1 protein-coding gene is annotated in these 1,068 nt (G+C 76.1%); it reads right to left on the reverse strand.

Annotated elements, in window-relative coordinates; genetic code table 11:
• Positions 1 to 26: 26 nt before the first annotated feature.
• Positions 27 to 1,068 (reverse strand): CocE/NonD family hydrolase (locus ACFWJO_RS40785; protein WP_386873451.1); only part of this gene is annotated, 1,042 nt, incomplete at its 5' end.

Below are 1,068 nucleotides of genomic sequence, written 5' to 3' on the forward strand. Positions count from 1 at the left end.
ATGCCGGGGCGGGTCCGGCCGCCGCCTCAGCGCGGCAGGACGGCGTCCAGGAACGAGGCCACCGCGGACCACGAGGTGGAGGCGTGCACGGCGCTGGCCGGCACACCGTTGCGGAGCACCTCCGCGCTGCGGGTCTTCGCGGTCATCATGCCCAGGTCGTGGCCACCCTCGGCCACCGAGTAGAACGCGGTGCGCAGTCCGGCGGCCTCGGCGGCCCGGTACAGCTCGAGGCTCTGCCCCCACGGCACCGTGACGTCCTTGCGCCCGTGGACGACCAGCAGGGGCGGCGAGTCCGGGCGCAGGTGCGCGATCGGGGAGGCCAGCCGGGTCAGGCCGCCCGAGGCCAGGACCGGCACCCCCAGCATGTCCGACTTGGTGCTGCGGTCGTCGAGGTGGCAGTGCTTCAGCCGGTTCGCGCGGTTGTAGTCCGCGCACGCGCCCGGGAGCATCTGGCGGTTCATCGTCAGGAAGTCCGTGGGGCCGAAGAAGTCCACGATCGCGTGGACGCGGTCCTCCTCCGGGATCGCGTGGCCGCCGTCGGGCACCTCCCGGCCGGGCAGCGGCACCTGCTCGCGGTCCAGGTCCTGTCCGCCCGTGAGGCCGGCCATGAGGGCGTTCCAGCCGCCCGACGACGAGCCGGCCACGGCCACCCGCCCCGCGTCCAGCTGCAGGCCCGGGGCGTTGCGCCGCACCCAGCGGACCGCCGCCGTCGCGTCCTCCACCTGGGCGGGGAACGTGCCCTGTTTGGAGCTGCGCACCGAGAACGCGGCGACGGCGTAGCCGTGCGGGACCAGGCCGCGGGCGACGTCGACACCGTCGCTGTAGCCGCGATCGCTGCGCCAGCCGGAGCCCGCGTTCCACACGAGGACCGGGAACGGGCCCTGGCCCGGCGGCCGGTGCACGTCGATGCGTCCGGCGCGCCCGGGCAGGGCCGCGTACGTGTGCCCGGTGGAGCTGCGCATGCCGTATAGGGCCGGCGCGTTGGCGCCCAGCGGCCCGGCGGTCGCGCCGGCCAGGTCGGTGACGACGGCCACCCCGCCCACCGCGAGGGCGCCGACCCCGAGGCCG

The organism is Streptomyces sp. NPDC127092 (assembly GCF_042722475.1).
Lineage (GTDB): Bacteria > Actinomycetota > Actinomycetes > Streptomycetales > Streptomycetaceae > Streptomyces.